This window comes from Fulvivirga maritima (genome assembly GCF_021389955.1).
Classification (GTDB): Bacteria; Bacteroidota; Bacteroidia; order Cytophagales; family Cyclobacteriaceae; genus Fulvivirga; species Fulvivirga maritima.
Window position 1 is genome coordinate 5,462,331 of sequence record NZ_CP089980.1, and the last position, 15,377, is coordinate 5,477,707.

A 15,377-nucleotide genomic window follows, 5' to 3' on the forward strand; every position below is an offset into this window, starting at 1 on the left:
TTAGTCCTACCGAAGGGTGACTAAGGATTTATTAATGACAAGGAGTGTCTCTGAAACGGCAAATATGCCCTTTGCAAGTAATTATGTAAGCCGATTATTGGGCCTAGCCCCTGTTACCTTCTTTTACACTATGATATCTTAATCACAAATTTGTATTCATGAATACTACTTGTGCATTGTAGCCTCATACATCCACTTATTTTATTCCGAGCAAAAGCTCTTGCTCATGGTAGGTCGTAGGACCGCTGCGCTTAACCTACGACCAGAGGATTTTAGGACGTAGGATCGGTTCGCTTAACCTACGACCAGTGAGGTTATTCATGAGCATCTTTACCTAACCCGCCAGAGGCCTCGGAAATAGTCGTCACACGGCAAGAGCCGAGCGACTGTTGAGAGGCAAAATTAACCTGCTAACCGTTCAATTATATCCAATAAGAACATAATTAAGAACATGAGACCAAGACCACTCACTCCAATTATCCTGATTATGACACTTCTAAGGTGAATTTCATCTATCTTTTCTCCTTCATCAAAATTATTTTTATAATCCTCATAATGACGTAATAAACCAATTACACTAACAATAGTTATTATAACAGCTAAAAACGGAGCAATTACCCACATAAAATTACTTTTCTTCTATTGACCCTATTAATTCACCTGCTCCCTTGGAAACAGCGTGTCCAGTGACATTACTTCCTAAATCTGACAATTCTTCGCTTACCCACTGTGAAACTAATTTAGAGGATATTTTCGGTAAGGTAACAATAGTAATTGCAGAAGTTGAGACCTTCAACCCAGCCCGAACAAACTTTCAAACAATCGCTTGGCTCCAGCCGAGTGATTATTATGCTTTACGCCTTTGGCCGATATTGCACTGACCGTTCAAAACATAAGATGGAATGTGCAAAGTCTGACTTAACCTAATTGTTAGCCTTTATAATGCAAATGCATCTTTACCTAACCGGCCAGAGGCCTCAGTAATTGTCGTTACGTGGCTGAGGAGAGCGACAGTTGGAAAAGCTTCTACCAAATAAATACATCAATGTCTCCTTTCGTACCAATGACAGTATAAGCAAATAGTACATAATATGTAAAGGTCAAAACAATTGAGATCTATTTAAATCATGAATCCGTACCGATCGTCTACACTTCGACACGGCTCAGTGTGACTTTGTAGGTAGGGAGCCACACCTTCCCTATCTGGTAATTACGAGGAAGATATGACGAAGTAATCTTGAAGCTATGAAATACTTCATTTCGACTGACTGAAAAAGCAACTTCGAGATTGCTTCACTACACTTCGTTTCGATCGCTATGACCATTATAAGTACAATCATCATTTATCGTCATCCCGGCCGCAACGAAGTGAAGAGCCGGGATCTCGCTGTTCGGATAACACTATCTGATCAGTAAGATTCCTGATATCATTGCGCTATGCTCCATGATTCAGGAATGACGGCTTTTATTTGCTAATTCGCGTATCTGAAAGCCTGCTTTTCACAATTGGTCGTAGCATCCGTTACGATCCATATATTGCTTGAGCATCCGCTCCAATTCCTTTCTTTAAGCGGAAACTTCTATTCATGAAATACTGCCTGTGCATTGTAGCCTCATACATCCACTTATTTTATTCAAAGCCAATACTCTTGATTATGTTAGGTCGTAGGACCGCTGCGCTTAACCTACGACCAGAGGGATATGTAAAGGTCAAAACAATTGAGATCTATTTAAATCATGAATCAGTACCGATCGTCTACACTTCGACGCGGCTCAGTGTGACTTTGTAGGTGGGGAGCCACTCCTTCCCTATCTGGTAATTACGAGGAAGATATGAGGAAGTAATCTTGAAATTATAGAAGAAGGACTGCTCTGGTCTACAGAGGCAAGGTCGAGATTGCTTCACTACACTTCGTTTCGATCTCAATGACCATTATTAAGTACTATCATCATTTATCGTCATCCCGGCCGCAACGAAGTGAAGAGCCGGGATCTCGCTGTTCAGATAACACTATCTGATCAGTGAGATTCCTGATATCATTGCGCTATGCTCCATGATTCAGGAATGACGGCTTTTATTTGCTAATTCGCGTATCTGAAAGTCTGCTTTTCACAATTGGTCGTAGCATCCGTTACGATCCATATATTGCTTGAGCATCCGCTCAAATTCCTAAATGGCACAAGTGCACACTTGAGCCAGAGTTTTATAATCTTAGGCCAGAGTGAGATCGCTATGCTTAACCTACGACCAGTGGAAGAATTTCTCACAATCAGTTTAAGTACCATTTTACTTGTCTTCAATAAATAAATCAACTGTTATTCTTGTCATATCTACAGTTGTTCTTCCATCTCCAATTACCTCTACTGGCATAATTGCATAATCAAAGTATGGTCATAGCATTCGTAAAAACTTCCCCCACCCCTTTCACTAACATTTATGAAATCCTAATTCAGCATTGTCGGTTTAGACGCTCAATTATCTTATTCAGAGCAAATGCTCTTGTTCATAATAGATCGTGGTTCAGCTCCGCTTACCTAAGAATAGTTGAGGAAGGTTGAAAGCGATCGAATAAAATGAAGGACTTTTATAATGGATAAGACAAAAATTTACAGCTATTACATCCATTTAAGAGGTCAAGGATATTAATTTTTTTAGTGAACGCTTCACTCTGTCTGAGGCACTCTTTTCCAACATTAATTCCGCCTTTTGATGCATTCCTTTATAATTTGCATTAGGATGAGCTTCAATTAACTCAGGAAAATATATATCTATTCCTTCAGCCAACTTATCAAGGCCCTCTTTAGTAAATGCATTTTCATAATTTATGAGAGATAGATAAATGGTATAATTATTTACAAGGCTGCCTACATTCGTTTTTAGACTGTTCTTTACCTCTGCAGATGATGGATCGTCTGCGGTTTCCAATATGAGCTCATTACCTAAGTTAAAGTAACGGAGTTGGAGTCCTAATCCAAATTGATAAACTGCCAACATTTCCTCCTCATACATATAATGATCTTTCCTATCGAGTTGATCATAAATATCAGCCATATCTCTCCACTGATTGAAAAACTTCTCTCCTACTTCATTTCTGTGCTTGAGACCTAACTCTTCATCATCTAATATTACCTTGAAATTACCTTCATCAGTAAGCTTTTCAACAATAATCCTAGTATCCGGATCATCTAATGTAGGAAGCTTTTCATCTTCCTCATAGCCATAATTAAGGTCAAGTACCACCTTATTATAATCTTCTAAAGTCCAGTACCTTTTATCAAGGGGATAATCATGTTTTTCACTACAATTGGTGAGGGCAAAACAAATTGATATAAATAATAAGTACTTAATTTTTCTCATTAAAATAAATTTTAGGCTTCTTAAACTCGGCTAGCAAATCTAGTAAACTATCCACTCTTTCCTCATACCTCTTCTGCTCACTTAAAACATAACTATGAAAAGTTTCATAATCATATTCGTCTTGAAACTTTTGCTCATCAAGATCACATTCTCTTATGATTGATCTTATTTTATCAGATTCAATATCAAGAAGTTCAGACACTTTCTCCTTTGCTTTCCTTACAAATAATTCAGTTATTTTTATATGATATTTTTCATGAGTCAGCAACTCTTGGCTATTAGAATTCTTTTTATATACAAATGATCGAGACGGATGAAATAAAGATTGAATACGAACAAAGTTGTCCTGGATTTCATAATCTATTGAAGTATATACATAGGCAAACCTTTCGCTACCATATAAAGACTTTTTGAAAAATTCTAACCCTCTGAAGTTTTTAAATGTGATTTCATCATACTTGTCGAAGGTCATTGGCCCTTCATAATCCAAATAATTTGTATGACTCAAAATCCCTACTCCCGAAATCAAAATAACAGCAAATATCACATTATACTTTAAAAAACGTCTCAAACTCTTAAATGAGACTTTATGGCCTTTCCTATATTCTTTAATTAATATGACTATTAACTCAATAAGGGGAATGGAATACAGACATATTCCCAATAAAAAAATTAAACCAACATTCATAGAATCTAAAAAATCAAATAAAGCAGCACTATTTTAGTAAAACCACTTATAACCAGCCTCTAAACTACAATTCTTATTACTAGTATTAAATAAATCACTTCACCAAATCAACTATCAAAGCTATAGCAAAGAGCCAACCGGTGTATAATAAGGTATATCCCAAACTATTTAATACTGAGGCTGACAAGTCTCCTTTAGTAGCAACAGACTTTTTTACTGCCAATTTAAGGGCTCGAATAAATATCCAGTATAGGGAAGCAAATATGAGAAATAGAGATATCCAAAATATGGCTTCAAAAACAATGAGAAGGACTACCATTACTATAGACATAACAATCCAACTCAGGATGGAAAACAAGCATCCACCAATTCCTTCATCGATATCAATATCCCCTACTTCCGGAATATTTGAGTCGCTAAACCACATGCCTGGTTGAAAATTCTTAAACTTTGGGTAATCATTAACGAGTTGGGTGCCTTTATACAGTGCTATACTCAGAAAGGTAAATATGACTGCGGAAATCACACTCAGAGAAATATACAGATTAGCCGAAAGTGATCTATTATAGTTAATGCCAGAAGAATAAACCGTTAAAATGGTAAGCCCTATGATAACAAGGGTAGCTATAAAAACTGTTTTTCCTTTAAGCACTAACATGTCTTTATTCATTGATTTCCATATAAAAGCCGCACTTTTTCTAAGTCAGTGGACTCGGTGATCTCATAAAAGTAATTCAGCTGCCATTTTTGACTGCGTTCTGCTTGTTTATTCAATACCGTATCCCACACCGGATACACCCGAAAAGCTCTCTTACCCTCCTTTGACTCTGTAGAAATAATGCCTTTGTTCATTAACACTGAGCCAGGAAAAACGAACTGGCCCCGTTGTTTTCCATGAGTTACATTGACCACATAAAAGTCAATATCATCAGATTGGTTCAATGGCTCTATAATACCCTAACTATTTCGCTTCCAAAAAGTAACGAACTGTCCTGCCTTTTTGGGGGTAATTTTGGCCGCTCTACAAACTATATTATGATCATTTAACTTAAAACGGCAGGCTTCATAATCTTTACTCTCTAATTCTTCATTATAGTGGCTAATCTTATAATCAAGTTCATCATAAATTTCTGATTTAAAAAAAGAAATGGTCGGATACATCTAACGCTTACTAATAATTTTAACAATTCTATTGTACACTATCTCTGACAAATTCCAGGTGTAGCCATCAAAATTAGTAGTATTTACAAATTGAACCACCACCAAATCAAGGCCTTTATGATATTCTGCTATACTCTGATAGCCGGGTATCAAACCGGTGTGATTATACTTATATAATGAAGAGTAAATCTCCTGCTCTCCGTCCTTAAATACAGTACCATCATTTAAAGCCCTTAAGAACGTTCCTACATCCTCAGCAGTGGCCAGCATAGATCCATAATCAGTAGCCTTAATATCTTCTTCCACCCCTACATAATATCCACTCATTACCTCTTCCAGCTCAACCTGATGTATAGATTCATAAGTATTTTTCAACCCCAGTGGAGTTAAAATGGATTTCTTTATATATTGAAATTTACTAAGCCCCGTCACTTTTTCAATGAGCATGGTGAGCAACAAATAGTTGGTGTTGCAATACTCGTAATCAGTATTGGGTTCAAAATTGGCAGGCAAATCGAGTATTCTAGCTAATGTTTCCTCTTTGCTTTTAGGTGGGTTAACCCAAAAATCAGGAGTATTAGTATAGTTAGGTATTCCACTTCGGTGCTGTACCAACATGCTCAAAGTGATTTTATCGGCATACTCAATTCTATCAGCCAGGTCAGGAAAGTAGTCAGCTACAGTTTTATCTAAATCCAGAAGATCCTCATGCACCAATTTGGTGATAGACACGGCATCATATAGTTTGCCTATACTGGCCATTTTAAATAAAGCATCCGGGCGAGCGAGAATTTTTTCGGCTCGGTTATGCCAACCTGCGGCATAAAATTCAGGCTCCTTTCCTGTCTGGTCTACATAAACTATAATGCCGTCAAAACCATGATCAAGAGCCTCGTTTAATTGATCTGGAATAGTAGGAGGCAATGGTAATACCCATGCCCAAACCAGTGGCCAGGGTACAAAAAACAAAGAAATGACTGTTCCGACCGGTAAAATTATCCTTAGTAAGCGTTGTAACTGTTTTTTATTCATTAGAATTTAGAGTAGCATCGTTTCCACCTTCTAAAATCTATATAAAAAACATATAATCAAATAATTAAAACATCACATTATAGTTTCCTGGATTAAAAGGCTCTCTCCTCAAAGCATACAGTTTTTTGGGATATCTATATTAACTAATAAACAGATCCTTCCTTTCGTTCTATTGCCATTTCATTCTTATTTGTGCGATTGAAACATATTTTAGGTCTCACAATGAATACTTAGCTAATCAGATGTAATAATCACCAGCCAAACTTTCTTTCCAATTCGGGCCTCGGAAATCTTCAGATACCAATTCGGCAAGTGGTGCCAATTCAGTTAGTGCTATCCTTTTATTCCCACCTAAAAACAGTAGCTTAAGATTTTTCAATTGCTGAAGGTTAGATACACTTTCAATATCATTATCAGCCAGTCCCAATTCTTCAAGTTTACTCAAATTTTCCATTCCTGCTACAGATCGAAGCCCTACGTGCCATAGATACAGTATTCGTAGTTCTTTTAATGGTGTTATATTATGAATCCCTTCAATAGGATTTTCTGAAACTACAAGCGTTTTCAAATGTGGAGCGTCCTTCAAAAAACCAAGTTCCTGAAGTTGATTTCCGGTTAAAACCAAAGAACTTAAGTGAGGAAGCACTTTGTCTATTTGTATTTCATTAATACCATTTTTAGCAAGATTTAAGCTTCTTAGATGGGGCATAAAACTAATTTGCACCTTGCCTGCTATCTCATTATCAGACGCATCTACATTGCGTAAGCGGCTATGATTTGTCAGCTTGTTAAGTTCAGCAATACTATTTCCGCTAACATTGAGGTCTGTAAGGTAATCACAAAGTGCTATTTCACTGACATCATCAAGAGTATTAGAAGAGAGATTTAACCAGGTAATTTTATGATGACTGGTGAAAACACCTTTTATGGAGGAAATTCGATTAAAACTAAGGTCTAACGCAGGCAATTGTTTCAACTGATTTATAGCAGCGGCATCTTTTATCTGATTCCTTTCCAAAAATAAGCCTGTCAGTTTCTTCAGGGCAGCTAAAGGTGTAATATCTTCGATTTTGTTCCTACCCAAATGAAGCTTTCTTAGATTAGATAACTGCTCTATTCCTTTTAGAGACTTGATATTATTGTTTCTGGCGTTCAATTCAATGATATCCTTCAGATCATTTTTCTGTGTTTTTTCAATAGCATTACGTAAGTTTTCATCTTCTATATTTTGCAGCATAAGTAATTTCTTGTTTTAATCTTATCTAAAGTCATACAAACCAGCCGTCCATTTGTTTTTATGCCGGTGCTCAAAGAATCAAAACTTAAGGCGCACAAACAATCCGTTTCTTGCTCAGTTTGGCATAATACCTAAAACAGCATCATATATTTGCTCAATACAATCATTTCTCATATATTCAAACCATTAGAATCTCTCAATAAATATTGACTCCATAGCCAATCCTATATAGGTATTGGCCCTTTCAAAAAGACTCTTTATAAAGAGTCCCTCCTAATTATATGTCAAATTTTAATTGAGAATTATGAACAATCATAAAATAGCCATCCTCGGCGGAACCGGTAAATCAGGGAAATATCTAGTCAAAAAGCTCATCAGCGAAAATTACCATGTCAAATTATTGGTAAGAGCACATCATGATCGGTCAGAACTACCTTCAACTGCAGAGATCGTTTATGGTGATGCCCGTAATTATGCCACAGTCTTATCATGGGTTGCCGATTGCTCGGTTGTAATAAGCACCTTAGGTCAACCCAAAGGAGAAAGTCCTATATTCAGTCAAGCTACCGAAAACATCATTAAAGCCATTCAAGCTAGTGGCATCTCCAGGTATATAGTTACCACCGGTTTAAATGTGAATACGCCATACGATGACAAAAGTCCGAAAGTGAAAGCGGCTACTGAATGGATGTATGAGCATTATGGGGAAACCACCAGAGATAAGCAAAAGGAGTATGAACTATTGAGCTCCAGCAATATTGACTGGACTTTGGTGCGACTGCCTTTAATCATGCAGACTGACGAACGTTATACTACGGAAACCAGCCTAACCAATTGCGAAGGTGATAAAATAAGTGCTAATGATTTGGTTGAGTTTTTAATAACTCAAATAGATGATTCAGCATTTATCAAAAAAAGCCCTTTTATATATAATATATAAGCTGGCAGAGGCAGTCTCAAAAGTAACTTTTAAGTCTTACTGACCTATCAGTCCCCTACTTTTGAGATCGCCTCTTTTATACAAGAGCCTGATTTTTGAAATTAAATCATTCCCCTACTCTTGAGCTCCAGGTATTTATTAATAGCATTGATAGATAGGTTTTCTGGCCTGGTAAAGATGTGCTGAATACCGTAATGTCTCAGTTCACTCACTATCATTTCTCGCTCATTGGCTATTTTATGAGCTATGGTCTTATAATATACATCTTTCAGGTTCTCCTTATCCTGCTGATAGTAGTCTCTCAGCTCTTTATTTTCAAAAACAATCACCACCAAAAGATGTGATTTATTGAGTTTTCTAAGCACCGGCAAAACACGCTGTAGAGAATGTAAACTCTCAAAATTGGTAAACAAAAAGATGAGACTTCTACCCCGGATAGTCTTTTTCACAGAGCTATAGAGGTACTCATAGTTAGAGTCTAGCCTGCTTTCCTTTTCTTTATAGAGGGTTTCTAAAATCAATTTAAGCTGATTTCGGCTTCGGTCTGCCCTGATCACGCTCTCCACTTTATCAGAAAAAGTGATCAAGCCTGCCTTATCCTGCTTTTGTAAAGAGGTATTGGCAATAATAAGACTCGAATTAATAGAATAATCCAGCAAACTCAAGCCATTAAAAGGCATTTTCATATATCGGCCTTTATCAATCAGACAATACACTTGCTGTGACTTTTCATCAGTGTAATTATTGACCATAAGCTTATTACTTCTGGAAGTAGCCTTCCAGTTCATACTCTTATAATCATCACCAATGGTATATTCCTTTATTTGCTCAAACTCATAGCTATGACCTATCCGCCTGATCTTCTTAATGCCAAAGTTAATGGTTGTACTCATGGCTGATTTCAACTCATATTTCTTCATATCCATCACCGATGGATAAACGGCCACCTCTTCATTTACAGGAAAGCTCACCTTTCTCTGCACCAAGCCTAATTTTGAAGTAACGAATAAATGAATGGCACCGAAATCATACTTTCCACGCACCAAAGGCCTGACTTTATATACCAGCCTTTTCTTTTCCATTCCTTTTAAATGAAGGCTCTCACCAAAGTCTCTAATCTGCAACTGGTAAGGAAGTTCATCTATCAATAAAATATCAAAAGGTCTGGAAGACAGGTTGGCTACAGTGATTTTCACTTCATTTTCATTCCCTAAAGAAAGTAGCCGGGCGGTGCTTCTCACCACATTAAACCGTATTCCCTTATTGAAAAGCTGAATAAGATCTAGTGTAACTAACACCAAAAAGGCTACAAGCACAGTCTGTGCCAGTGGAAAGAAAAAGTAGAACGGAAACCCAAGGATAAAAAGGACAAAAATAACCCCAAGGCCTCCGAAAAATCGGAAAGGTAGATATAAGTTTTTAATTTTCAACGAGGTACTTCTGTTTTCTTGATTATTTCTTCTATCACGTCTTCAGGCTCCATTCCTTCCAGCTCTCTGTCAGGATTAAGTATAATTCTATGATTAAGCACTGGTTTAGCCACAAACTTCACATCGTCAGGAATAACAAAGTCTCTTCCGTTGATTACTGCCACTGCCTTAGCGGCTCTCATAAGTGCCAAAGAAGCCCTTGGAGAAGCTCCTAAAAACAGGTCGCCATTGTTTCTGGTATCATAGATAATGTTAGCGATATAATCGAGAATCTCATCTTTGATATGCACCTTCTCTACATAATCAGCTCCATCTTTAATATCACTGGCTGTGAGCACCGCATTTACCGTTTTCATCAGCTCTTGAGAAAAATCAGATCTGAATCTTCTCAAAATGATCTTTTCCTCTTCAAGGTTAGGGTAATCCAGCTTTATTTTAAACAAGAATCTATCGAGCTGCGCCTCAGGAAGCTTATAGGTTCCCTCCTGCTCTATAGGGTTTTGAGTAGCGATGATCATAAACGGATATTCCATAGGATAGGTTTTTCCATCTACTGTTACCTGCCTCTCTTCCATCACCTCAAATAAAGCGGCCTGTGTTTTTGCAGGAGCACGGTTAATCTCATCTATGAGCACTATATTAGAAAACACCGGCCCTGAGCTAAACCTAAATTCTGATTCCTTCATGTTGAATACCGAAGTACCCACCACATCAGAAGGCATGAGGTCAGGAGTGAATTGTATACGGCTATAATTTACAGAAAGTGATTTAGCAAAGAGCTTTGCTCCCATGGTTTTGGCTAAACCGGGTACACCTTCAAGCAATATATGTCCTTGAGTAAACAATGATACCATCATGAGGTCTATCAACTCATTTTGGCCTATCAACAGCTTTTTAATCTCCTGCCTAACAGCAGAAAGATTGTTTTTGAATTTCAATAAATTATCATCAGGCTGCTGGGGCTGATCCTGAAAAACGTTTTCTTCCATTATTTACTGTTTTTATAAAATAATTCTATCTGATTATGAAATGCCATAAGATCTTCGGCACTAATCTCAACTTTAAAATCAAGCCGATCATAGTGTTTGGCTATAGCTTCTATCTCTTGCACTGAAACCTGAGATTTAAGGCTTATTTTCTTTATGGTCTCTTCGTCTATTTTCTGTACTTGTATATAATACTTATTTCTGATGTAAGAAAGAAACAGCTGCCAGGCATGGTCTGCTATCCGCTTATGGTTTTGCTCTTCAAAATAAAGATAGCCCATGGTCTCAGCGAACTGTATAGTAGTGTTTTTATTCTCTTCCAGCACAGGTATAATCCTTTGCCTTCTCTTGGCATAGAATATAAAGTATATTATTACGGCTGCTAATAAAAGATACCAGGCCCACTGCAAAGGCGGCTGTGATAATATATATTTTAGCGGGCTTTCCTGATTATTATTTCTTCCGAAAGGAATTTTGCTATACTCATCCCAATATAAATACTTGCCCTCTGTATGCTCAAAAATCTCTTCTACATAAGTCAATAACTCTTCTCTTTTCAGATACAGGTTAGTAAACACTAGCGGCGAAGTATAGAAATATATCTTTCCTGAACCATGCTCTATCTCCAAAAAGTTAGGTTTATCTCCATTCAAATAGCCGAGAACTTTACCACCGGAACATTCTATGCTGTCCATGTACATCCAGTAATAATCAAAGAGCTCTTGATCCTGAATATATTCATAAGCAAACTGGCTCTCATTATCAGTCAGGCTCATGTTTATTTTAGAATCAGTATAGTACCTTTTAGAGCCACAGTCTTCATCTATTAGCATGTTAGCCAAATCAAATGGGAATGAAGAAGTAGAAATAAAAACTTCATTTCCTGCATTTACAAAAGCCAATAAACTGTCAACATCCTCAGAGGTATAATATGAGCCCTGGCCAACAAGCATGTAAAGTGCATCCTTATTCTCAGAGGTTATACTATCTCTGAGAGGGTTATTTAGCACTCTAAAATTATTACCATAAGTTCGTTTTAGCAGCTCATGGTAAATGTAAGTACCATAGGGCTGCTGACTCTCCACCTTATAATTTTCTGACCAGTTAAAGTGCTTTTTACGGTCATTAGTAAAATAGAAAAAAACAAAAACAACTATCAGGACTGCACCTATAATAATCAGGAAACTGTTTCTATTCATGTGCCTCCCCTTTGTTTAAATATTGAAAATAAGCTTTGAACTTATGACTCATTTTTATCAAATACTCATCGCCCACGTGCTTATCTCCATACCATACTAATTGATAAATACCTGTTAATTCTTCGAACTGGCTATGCGTGCTATGGTCCCGCATTTCCATCAGGTATTCTAAATTGGTCTTTTCCTTTTTCCAGCTGATAAGGCCATTTTGAGAAAGCTCCTTTATAATCATGAGATAATAGATACGAAGGGCGAGCTTATAATTCTTTTCACTTACCGCTTTTTTAAGCCATTTCATCAAGTCAGATTCCATTAGCTTCTCTTCCAAATCCTCGATAGTTACCGCCTCACCGTTACCCTTTTTATTTTTAGGATTGCTCAGGCCTAGCTGACTCCCCAACAGCTTGTATATGATAAAGGCTATTATAGCTACAAAGGCTATAATCATTATAAACTGAAATATTTGCCCTCCAAACGAGGGTAAACTCCAATTACTGGGAGCCGATTCTTGATATTCAGTGGCTCTTTCACGCTCCAAACCTTCATTACCTCTGCCTTTCTTAGTGCGAGTATTCTCGCTATCAGCATCAGTATAATCTATATCCTTGGTAATATCAGCCCACGTTTCACGATCGAAAGTGGCTGACTCCTGTGCATAAGTGCGAGGAGCAAAAAATATTATCGCTAGAAAAATATATAAATATTTCAAATTCATTATTTATTTGGCAAATGCCCTTATCTGTGCCAATAAATGATCAGCTGAGCTAATTTCCCTCAAAGTAAAGTATTGAAGATATACTCCTATAGCAAAAAGAGGAAATATCAGTCCTATTCCTACAATGAGCATGCAGAAATTTAAAGCCATAACAACATAATACGTCAGATCGCCTTCAAAACTAAAGTTTGATTCTACAAAATCAAGATAAAAACTCATAAAAGGAGAATCTATCAAAAACAAAAACACCACTGTAATAAAAGATAGCAGCGCTAATAGCCCTAAAATACGTCCTGCACATAAACTAAAAAACTTACGAAAAGATGACATGGCAGCCACGAAGCTTACCTCTTCGTGTAAGTAAATAATCATAGAATACAGTGCTAGCGGCACCATGATTAATAAAAATAGAAACGATAAAAACTCGTTTACGAAAAAAGATAAGTTAATCATGATAGCTCCTGTAATACTGGCTACTAATAGTCTTCTTCTATCTACTTTGTTATTGAAATACCTGCAAACATAAAACAGTATTAAAAAGGTAAGACCCGAAACAAATATTGAGTTGATGAAAAACAGCAACGGAAAATCCTGATAAGCCAGCAACTGACTTAGCTTATTAAAAACAAATGAATTTACCTGCACAAAACCCGCTTGCACCACAGATTTTAAAGTATAAGCATAGGCTGCCAAAATCACCAAAGTGATTCCCAATAATGGTAAAAAGTAGCTTTTAAATATTTTTAGGTAAACCACTACAGCATGACGAAACACCTCATTGACTTTATAAATCTCACCTTTCATGTCTGTAGGTGAATAATCATCAATCTTAGAACTGGTATCTCTTATAGGTTTAATAGTTCCATTTTTATACTTCTTATAAGGCAGCCATACAAAGTAGAAGAGCATAAAGGCTAATGAAGCCACAATCAATGCTAATTTTATAATAGCCGGAGCATCAGTATATCTAGTAAGAAATGATTCAATAATAGCCGCAGAAACAATGATAGGCACCACTCCTATCAGCAGCTTCAATCCAAGCCTGGCGGATTGCTGGAAAGCCCGTAATCTTGAATGTGTTCCCGGAAAAACAAAGCCTTTGCCTAACACTATGCCAGCACCGCCAGCAATTACAATGGAGGAGATCTCTAAGGTACCATGAAGCCAAATCGTGAGCATTGACTCGGCCACCAGTCCACGTTCTAAAAAGAAATACTGAAATGAGCCTACCATAATACCATTAAACATGAGGATTATAATGGAGCCCAATGAAAAGAATATACCTGTGATAAAGGTTCTGAAAGCCACCAACACATTATTAAAAGAAATACCAAGAAACATATCTACCTCATTGGCATTCTTATAAATGGCCATAGGGTCATCATTCTCGATATTGGTCAGTGTAGTTTCTACATATGAGTCACCCAGTATGGTTCTCACAAACTCAGCATCATTAGCTGAAGACACTACTCCTATAGCTAGAGACAGGAAAAACACTAAAAAAGCTAATAGCAACTCCCTCCGGCAGTGGTAGGTGATGCTCGGTAACTCTTCCGCCCAAAAGCGTACCAGTCTGTTTTTACCTTCTTTCTTATTCTTATATATATTATAAAACAGCTGCTGAGCCAGATTATTCAAATAAACCCTGATGGATCGGTTAGGGTAATTAGTTCTGGCATAAGACAAATCATCAGTAATTTGGATAAATAAATCACCTAATTGATCCGGGTCTCTTTTTTTCAAGCGTAGTAATTGCTCAAACTTCAACCATTTTTCCTTATTTTGCTCAATAAATTTTGTTTCCTTCATTACGAAAGGTAAAATAATACATTTGAGCTGGCAATATGCAAAAAATTGAAATTAACACCACACAAAATGTAAGCATTGAATTTGAAATTGCTTCGCTTAGGGAGAGGATTATTGGATTTGTTATAGACTTTCTAGTAATCGTAGTTAGTGACCTTATTATAATGTTTGGTGTAGCTATGCTTACCAATGGAGTTGGCATGCAGTACATTTATTATTTAGCCTTAGCTCCAGTCTTTCTATTTTACTCCATACTGATGGAGGTCTTAAACAACGGCCAGTCTTTAGGTAAAAAGGCTATGGATCTTAAGGTGGTGAAAATCAATGGTGGTGAGCCTCGCTCTAGTGACTATATACTCAGATGGGTATTTAGAATGATAGACATTTATTTTTCTCTTGGCGCACTCGCCTCAATATTTGTGAGCAGCTCTAATAAAGGTCAGCGCTTGGGTGATATGGCCGCAGAAACCACTGTAATTAAAATAAGGCCTTCTCAAAAACTTCAATTTAGTGATATCATAAGAATCAATTCCATTGATAACTATGAGCCCAAATTTCCTGATGTAAGGAGATTTTCTGAAGAGAACATGCTGCTGATTAAAAATGTAATAGACAGACATAAGAAGTTTCCTAACCCAGCTCACCGAAAGGCGCTGCAAGAAATGGCTAAAAGTGCTAAAGAAAGATTATATGTAGATCATGTGATGATGAGCGATGCGGAATTTCTCAAAACTCTGATCAATGATTATGTGGTGCTTACCAGATAAGCCTTGATTCTAATACTCAAAGACTTAACCCTTTTCAGCAAGTAAAAAAGGAAGACTG

13 protein-coding genes and 1 pseudogene are annotated in these 15,377 nt (G+C 37.0%); 2 read left to right on the forward strand and 12 right to left on the reverse strand.

Annotated elements, in window-relative coordinates; translation table 11 throughout:
* Positions 1–402: 402 nt before the first annotated feature.
* The 7 genes and pseudogenes from LVD15_RS23005 to LVD15_RS23035 all read right to left on the reverse strand — a co-directional run bounded on the left by LVD15_RS23005 (position 403) and on the right by LVD15_RS23035 (position 7,476).
* On the reverse strand, positions 403–624 hold the full coding sequence (locus LVD15_RS23005; RefSeq protein WP_233777533.1) for a hypothetical protein: 222 nt from the start codon (positions 622–624) through the stop codon (positions 403–405).
* 2,002 nt (positions 625–2,626) lie between these two features.
* Positions 2,627–3,358, reverse strand: a complete 732-nt coding sequence (locus LVD15_RS23010) for a hypothetical protein (protein ID WP_233777534.1) — start codon at positions 3,356–3,358, stop codon at positions 2,627–2,629.
* Positions 3,345–3,929 (reverse strand): hypothetical protein, encoded by a 585-nt coding sequence (locus LVD15_RS23015; protein WP_233777535.1) that lies wholly within the window; start codon positions 3,927–3,929, stop codon positions 3,345–3,347. The genes LVD15_RS23010 and LVD15_RS23015 overlap by 14 nt, the downstream gene beginning before the upstream one ends.
* Before the next feature lie 211 nt (positions 3,930–4,140).
* Positions 4,141–4,716, reverse strand: coding sequence for a hypothetical protein (locus tag LVD15_RS23020; RefSeq protein ID WP_233777536.1), 576 nt, complete (start codon positions 4,714–4,716; stop codon positions 4,141–4,143).
* Positions 4,713–5,207 (reverse strand): annotated as a pseudogene (locus tag LVD15_RS23025) (MepB family protein). The gene LVD15_RS23020 and the pseudogene LVD15_RS23025 overlap by 4 nt, the downstream one beginning before the upstream one ends.
* Positions 5,208–6,239, reverse strand: coding sequence for a serine hydrolase domain-containing protein (locus tag LVD15_RS23030; protein ID WP_233777537.1), 1,032 nt, complete (start codon positions 6,237–6,239; stop codon positions 5,208–5,210).
* A gap of 238 nt (positions 6,240–6,477) precedes the next feature.
* Positions 6,478–7,476, reverse strand: a complete 999-nt coding sequence (locus LVD15_RS23035) for a leucine-rich repeat domain-containing protein (protein WP_233777538.1) — start codon at positions 7,474–7,476, stop codon at positions 6,478–6,480.
* A gap of 304 nt (positions 7,477–7,780) precedes the next feature.
* On the opposite strand from LVD15_RS23035, the gene LVD15_RS23040 reads away from it, so the two are divergent.
* Positions 7,781–8,416, forward strand: a complete 636-nt coding sequence (locus LVD15_RS23040; RefSeq protein WP_233777539.1) for an NAD(P)-dependent oxidoreductase — start codon at positions 7,781–7,783, stop codon at positions 8,414–8,416.
* A 101-nt stretch (positions 8,417–8,517) separates the two neighbouring features.
* Here the strand turns inward: LVD15_RS23040 and LVD15_RS23045 are convergent, their stop codons facing one another.
* From LVD15_RS23045 to LVD15_RS23065, 5 genes are read right to left on the reverse strand one after another with little or no spacing between them, the layout of a single operon-like run.
* A complete protein-coding gene (locus LVD15_RS23045) occupies positions 8,518–9,846 on the reverse strand; it encodes a DUF58 domain-containing protein (RefSeq protein ID WP_233777540.1) in 1,329 nt (442 codons plus the stop codon).
* Positions 9,843–10,835 (reverse strand): AAA family ATPase, encoded by a 993-nt coding sequence (locus tag LVD15_RS23050; protein WP_233777541.1) that lies wholly within the window; start codon positions 10,833–10,835, stop codon positions 9,843–9,845. Before LVD15_RS23050 ends, LVD15_RS23045 begins: the two co-directional genes overlap by 4 nt.
* Entirely contained in the window at positions 10,835–12,031 is a 1,197-nt protein-coding gene (locus LVD15_RS23055; protein ID WP_233777542.1) for a DUF4350 domain-containing protein, read from the reverse strand. The genes LVD15_RS23050 and LVD15_RS23055 overlap by 1 nt, the downstream gene beginning before the upstream one ends.
* Positions 12,024–12,740, reverse strand: coding sequence for a hypothetical protein (locus LVD15_RS23060; protein WP_233777543.1), 717 nt, complete (start codon positions 12,738–12,740; stop codon positions 12,024–12,026). The genes LVD15_RS23055 and LVD15_RS23060 overlap by 8 nt, the downstream gene beginning before the upstream one ends.
* 9 nt (positions 12,741–12,749) lie before the next feature.
* Positions 12,750–14,555 (reverse strand): stage II sporulation protein M, encoded by a 1,806-nt coding sequence (locus LVD15_RS23065; RefSeq protein WP_233777544.1) that lies wholly within the window; start codon positions 14,553–14,555, stop codon positions 12,750–12,752.
* A gap of 35 nt (positions 14,556–14,590) precedes the next feature.
* Between LVD15_RS23065 and LVD15_RS23070 the strand changes: the two genes are divergently transcribed.
* Positions 14,591–15,319 carry an RDD family protein gene (locus LVD15_RS23070; RefSeq protein WP_233777545.1) on the forward strand — a complete coding sequence of 243 codons (729 nt, stop codon included), beginning with the start codon at positions 14,591–14,593 and terminating at the stop codon, positions 15,317–15,319.
* Positions 15,320–15,377: the final 58 nt, after the last annotated feature.

Coding starts and splice junctions, on each gene's coding strand:
- LVD15_RS23030 (WP_233777537.1), bottom strand. CDS start 6,239: ATGAATAAAAAACAGTTACAACGCTTACTAAGGATAATTTTACCGGTC.
- LVD15_RS23070 (WP_233777545.1), top strand. CDS start 14,591: ATGCAAAAAATTGAAATTAACACCACACAAAATGTAAGCATTGAATTT.
- LVD15_RS23010 (WP_233777534.1), bottom strand. CDS start 3,358: ATGAGAAAAATTAAGTACTTATTATTTATATCAATTTGTTTTGCCCTC.
- LVD15_RS23005 (WP_233777533.1), bottom strand. CDS start 624: ATGTGGGTAATTGCTCCGTTTTTAGCTGTTATAATAACTATTGTTAGT.
- LVD15_RS23040 (WP_233777539.1), top strand. CDS start 7,781: ATGAACAATCATAAAATAGCCATCCTCGGCGGAACCGGTAAATCAGGG.
- LVD15_RS23055 (WP_233777542.1), bottom strand. CDS start 12,031: ATGAATAGAAACAGTTTCCTGATTATTATAGGTGCAGTCCTGATAGTT.
- LVD15_RS23020 (WP_233777536.1), bottom strand. CDS start 4,716: ATGAATAAAGACATGTTAGTGCTTAAAGGAAAAACAGTTTTTATAGCT.
- LVD15_RS23035 (WP_233777538.1), bottom strand. CDS start 7,476: ATGCTGCAAAATATAGAAGATGAAAACTTACGTAATGCTATTGAAAAA.
- LVD15_RS23065 (WP_233777544.1), bottom strand. CDS start 14,555: ATGAAGGAAACAAAATTTATTGAGCAAAATAAGGAAAAATGGTTGAAG.
- LVD15_RS23050 (WP_233777541.1), bottom strand. CDS start 10,835: ATGGAAGAAAACGTTTTTCAGGATCAGCCCCAGCAGCCTGATGATAAT.